Source organism: Comamonas aquatica NBRC 14918, assembly GCF_000739875.1.
Lineage (GTDB): Bacteria > Pseudomonadota > Gammaproteobacteria > Burkholderiales > Burkholderiaceae_C > Comamonas > Comamonas aquatica.
The window spans coordinates 1-5,267 of sequence record NZ_BBJR01000023.1; the positions used below are offsets into that span (position 1 = coordinate 1).

At 56.7% G+C, this 5,267-nt stretch carries 4 protein-coding genes, 1 pseudogene and 1 other annotated feature; of the genes and pseudogenes, 1 reads left to right on the top strand and 4 read right to left on the bottom strand.

What is annotated here, in order from left to right:
- From CA2_RS17440 to CA2_RS03035, 4 genes and pseudogenes are all read right to left on the bottom strand, one after another.
- Positions 1–449: beta-ketoacyl synthase chain length factor (locus CA2_RS17440; RefSeq protein ID WP_174435596.1), on the bottom strand; the 449-nt coding region annotated here is incomplete at its 3' end.
- A gap of 92 nt (positions 450–541) precedes the next feature.
- Positions 542–1,003: pseudogene (locus tag CA2_RS18475) on the bottom strand (transposase); the annotation flags it as partial.
- Positions 676–792: a sequence feature (AL1L pseudoknot), on the bottom strand. (Overlaps the previous pseudogene by 117 nt.)
- Positions 1,004–1,067: 64 nt before the next feature.
- Positions 1,068–2,486 carry a M20 family metallopeptidase gene (locus CA2_RS03030; RefSeq protein ID WP_042412562.1) on the bottom strand — a complete coding sequence of 473 codons (1,419 nt, stop codon included), beginning with the start codon at positions 2,484–2,486 and terminating at the stop codon, positions 1,068–1,070.
- Between the two features lie 18 nt (positions 2,487–2,504).
- Entirely contained in the window at positions 2,505–3,512 is a 1,008-nt protein-coding gene (locus CA2_RS03035; RefSeq protein WP_052369802.1) for a tripartite tricarboxylate transporter substrate-binding protein, read from the bottom strand.
- A 164-nt stretch (positions 3,513–3,676) separates the two neighbouring features.
- Here CA2_RS03035 and CA2_RS03040 point away from each other — a divergent pair, with 164 nt between their 5' ends.
- Positions 3,677–4,624, top strand: a complete 948-nt coding sequence (locus CA2_RS03040) for a LysR family transcriptional regulator (protein WP_042412559.1) — start codon at positions 3,677–3,679, stop codon at positions 4,622–4,624.
- Positions 4,625–5,267: the final 643 nt, after the last annotated feature.

A 5,267-nucleotide genomic window follows, 5' to 3' on the forward strand; every position in this document is an offset into this window, starting at 1 on the left:
AATAAACCCAAAGCTTCCATCATTCCGGCTTCGGGAGCACCATTCGACGTGGCAACACATACTGAATTCGAGCGAATCCCACGCAGAATCGAATGCTGTGCTCCGATCCCATTGTGTACTGATAAGCCAAAGGCCATTGGAGATAGTGGCTCCCCAATAGCTTGCGACTGCAACAACGCTAAAGACTTATCTGAGTCACCATAACGTGAAACCCAGACCACAGGTAAATCGGGCTGGGATGTCTGCGCAAGAACTACATCCGCAGCTGAGACCGCTAATTTGGCGAGCGGCCCCAAACGCCGACGCACCATTGATGGAATGTGTGATAAGTCCAGCGCCAGCTCTCCACTGGGGCACCAAGGTTGAATTGCCCACTGTTGCCAGTGCGCGGTAGTTGGCAGTCCTGGCGCAATCGCCGACCACGCCCGCAAAGCACAAACGCTGCGCACGCAAACCCCCTCAGAAATATTTTTTAAGTCAGCACAGCTTAAGCAGCACTTGTAAATTTTTAGTATATTTTACTTACAAATTTTGCATCGCACCTGCGCGATACCTTATCGGCCACGTAAACCTGCCAGTAGGCCGCTGCATGCGGCTTTCAAACCCTCGTCACGCAGGGCGCGTACACTGCGCTATTGGGATTGCGTTGCTGGGCTGCGTGGCGCCAGTAACGCACGTGGCCATCTGCAACACTTGGCAGATGGGCTCGACCCCGCAGGCATCACGGCGGCGGTCGATGTAGTTCTTCAAGACTTCAATCGGCGGTCGAGTTCCGCCTGCGTTAAAAACGCGCTAGCCGTCTTCAGGATGTCAGCTTTTTGACCTCTCGCTCCAGTTCCCTGATGCGCTGGGCATCCGAACTGGTGGTGCCGGGGCGTTGGCCACTGTCAACCTCGGCCTTCGTGACCCAATCGTTCAAGGTCTGCAGCACGCAGCCAATCTTTGGGGCAATCGATTCAATAGCCGCCCACAGCGATGGGTAGTAGGCTCGGTGCTCCTGCACACGCGCACGGTGCGCTCGAGTCCTTTGGCCTGCTGACGTTCACAAGAAGTTGATCGACTCAAGTTTATGCCGCATGCACGGGCACCTGAATGTCTGCTGGAATTGGGCAAACATAAGGCTTGCCACCTCGGCGCTGCAGCAGTTCAGCGTGGGCCTGCGCAATAAGGTGCGGCTGCTCGACCAGCTCGATTGCAGTGGCTGTAAGGGTACGTGCGGCCATAACCATGCCAGCGTGGGCTAATGAATTCTTGCCTTGAGCCACCATCTGCCAAGAGTGCAGTGGTGTGCCAAACGCGTAGCAAGCAACCCAAGCTTGCACTGTGGGTGTAACCCAGCTCACATCAGCTACATCGGTGGAGCCAAAAATAGTCTCGTGCAGATTGGGCTCATACGGCGCAATATCCCGGAACACCACCGGCACCTGCCCACGCAACACCTGTGCGAGAGGGCGACTGACAGCCTCGATGTCGTTGCCGGTCAGCGTTGCCTGGTACAGCCGGGCCTGCATGTCCATGTCGGTACGCGCAGGCAAAGGTTGGATAGCCTGCATAGCGCGATACATCACCTGATTGAGTGTGGTGTTTTGCAGTAAGTTAGAGCAGGCTTTCTCAAACACCACTTCTACGCGGCATTCGGTCATCAACGCCGCACCATCGGCGATTTTGCACACCCGTTCATAAAGGGCTGCGGCTTCGCTGTTCTGGGCCGCACGCACTAAGTACAGTACCTCCGCACGCGCCTGCACAACGTTGGGCGACAGGCCACCGCTATCCGTGACCGCATAGTGCACGCGTGCATCCGAGGGCATGTGTTCGCGCAGGTAGTTCACCCCAACGTTCATCAGCTCTACCGCATCAAGTGCGCTGCGCCCTAAGTGCGGGGACTGCGCTGCGTGGGCGGCCTTGCCATGGAAAATAAACTTAGCTTGGATATTGGCTAGCGTGGTCTGGCTGAATATGCCGGTGAAGCTGGCCGGGTGCCAGGTCAGTGCAACATCCACATCGTCAAACACCCCTGCACGAGCCATAAAGGTCTTACCCGAACCGCCTTCTTCTGCCGGGCAACCATAAAAGCGGATGCGCGCTTTCTGCCCGCTCTGCTGCAGATGGGCCTGCAAGGCAATTGCAGCAAAATGCGCCGACGTACCCAACAAGTGATGGCCACAGCCATGGCCTGCGCTGCCCGGACTTTCGGTTGATGGCTTGCAGACCAGCGCCCCACTTTCTTGGTTCAGACCCGATAGCGCATCGTATTCCCCTAAAAAAGCAATCACTGGACCTTCATCTCCCCAGTGCGCACAAAACGCTGTGGCGATACCAGCTAAAGGGGATGTGATGGAAAAACCTTGCGCGGCTAGCGCCTGCATGTGCAATTGGGCCGAGGAATTTTCGGCATAGCGCAGTTCAGCCAACGACCAAATCTGGTCTGCCAGCGCTGCCATGCGCGGCGTGTGTTGGTCAAAAAATGGCTGCAAATGTTCCATGGGTTGTGTCTCCTGCACTTATTCGGCCTTCACGCCGACCTTGTCCAGCAATTGCTTATTGCGTTGCAATTGCTGCGCGATCTGTGCACTGAACGTGGTATTACCCAAATCGGTAGGGGCTGCACCCAGCTTGGCCAGTTGCTGCTGTACCTCTGGACGGCGCACGGCCTGTGCGGCAGCGCTGGCAATCTTGTCGACAATTGCCTTGGAGGTATTGCTGGGCACTACCAGACCGAACCAGCTAATGCCTAAATCGTTAAGCTGCGTATAGCCCAATTCCTTAAAGGTGGGCACCTGTGGCATCTCGGGCGAACGCTCAGCCGCAGCAATCACCAGCGGCTTCAGCTTATTGGCTTTGACCAACGACAGCGAGGATGGAAGTTGGTCCACCAGCATCTGCACCGATCCCGCCAGCGTGTCATTGAGTGCCGGGCCGTTACCTCGATACGGCACGATCTGTATGGATGTGTGCAGCGTGTCATTCATCGACGCCATAAGTAAATGGCCCAACGTGCCGTGGCCAGGCACACCGCCACTTATGCTGCCTGGTTTGACCTTTTCCAGCGCCACAATCTCAGCCAAGCTGTTGGCAGATACGTTCGGGTGCACCATCAGCACTGCAGGCATGGTGACCAAATTGACCACGGGCAGCAGTTTGGGGCTGAGATTGGCTGCGCGCTGGTACAGCAACGGGTTCACAGTCAGCGTGCTCACCGTGGCCATGCCGATGGTGTAACCATCTGCTGGGGCACTTGCAATCGCCTCGGTACCAATCAGACCGCCGGCACCACCTCGGTTGTCCACCACCACAGGTTGACCCAGCGTGTGACGCATAGCCTCTGCAATCACTCGCGCCACAATATCGGTAGAACCGCCAGCTGCAAATGGAACGATCAGCTTAATTGGTTTGCTGGGATATTCAGCGGCCATGGCTGCACTAGCAACCAAACCAGCCCAAACTGCACCAGCTGTCAGCAGCATTTTTTGAACCGCGCCTAGGCGATGAGGGGCATTTTTTTTAAACATCAAAAGTCTCCTGACATGACGAAATTTCGGGAAGGCATGTCATGGAGACCATGTCTCCATGTGTTTGCTGCATAAAAATATAGCTACAAGTGGAACATTCCAGTGCACACATCAAGCCTCAAGCTATAAGCAGCACCAATACCTCACCGTAACCACTGGTCGCCATGACTTCACTCGATCACCGCGTTCTATTTGCTCGTTTGGCCAAGTACCTGCGCGTGCGCCAATTGCAGCTGTTGCTAGCGTTGCAACAGTCCGGTTCCATCTTGCAGGCAGCAAAAAAGCTACACATGAGCCAGTCGGCGGCCACCCAAGCGCTTAGCGAGCTGGAGAAAGTGCTGGAGCTGCAATTGTTTGAACGTCACGCTCGTGGCATTCGTGCCACTGCCGCAGGCAAGGCACTGATCGATTCAGCCACCGCCGTTATGCACACGCTAGAAGACACCGCCAGTGTTTTGGTCGAAATCAGCTCCGGTGCGAAAGCCGCATTGCGCCTAGGCGTGATTCCCGCCGCCACCTATGCACTGCTCAGCGCCCGGCTCACCCACTTTTACGACCAGCACCCCGATGTTCTGGTCGACATACAGGAAGGCCGTGGGCGCGAGCTGCTTCGCCAGTTGCTTAACGGCAATCTCGATGCCGTGTTCTGCCGCCCCCCAACACCGCTGCCTTCACAGTGCAGGTTTATTCCCTTGGTCAGCGACCATGCAGTGGTAGTGGCCCGCCACAGCCATCCGCTGGTGGGGCGCAAGCATGTGCCACTTGAAGATTTGCGCGGTAATCGTTGGGTGCTGCCCAGTCACAATATTGCCGTGCGCGACATCTTCGAAACCGTGGTCCGCGCCCAGATACCCGATGCCACATGGTTCCCTATCTCGTCGATCGCACTCTCCGTACTGGAAAGCCTACTCAGACAACCCCAGGCCCTGATTTTGATGCCGCACAGCATCTTGCCCGCGCTGGGGGCATCCACCGCCAAATTTGCCGTTATTGATCTGGCGGTCGATGCGCAATTGCTGGCCATCCTCCCCCTGGGTGTGGTCTACACCCCAGCCACCGTGCCACGTCTGCTAAGCACATTTTTGCCCGATGTGACGCTGGACAAACTCTGACGACAGCTGCGCTGCCTGCATCGCTCGGGCGTTGCGACATCTGGCTTGATGCATAAAACGCTAGTTGCCCGACAATTGGTGCGCGGCCCCAGCAGGCTGATCCCTGGCAACACAGGTGCCGCGGCGCCAGTTCCGTTTTGCCGCCGAACGGGTCTCCTGCCTGCTCAAGAAAAAAAGCCTCGATGCGCTCGGGGAAGATGTCAGCGCGGCCCCACTGGCGTGCTGCAACGAGGCAATCAACATCGCCATCTTGGAGAAAACCAACCAGCACTGCACTCGACGGGCTGGATGGATTTGGTGAGTGTGGGGACACGCAGGGTGCAGCTCACATCACGGCACAACGTCACGCCAAGCAGCTACACAGTTGTTGGAAACAAGCAGATGCGCACCTTGGCAAAGGGCCACGATGCACACCAGATCATGGCAGGTCAGCTCCAGCAATCACGCTGGGGTATGCACAGTCAGCGCACGACGTTGGCATGGCCAGGTGGCAAGAATGCTTGGACGCTGGCCGGTTTTCAAATTCGGAGGCCCGGTGGCAAAAAGGAAGGATTTGATTCCAATACGCCTACGCAAACCTCCACTACACCTACGCGTGGCGGTCTGGGAGCGGGCACAGACAGCATTGTCACAGCTAACTGAA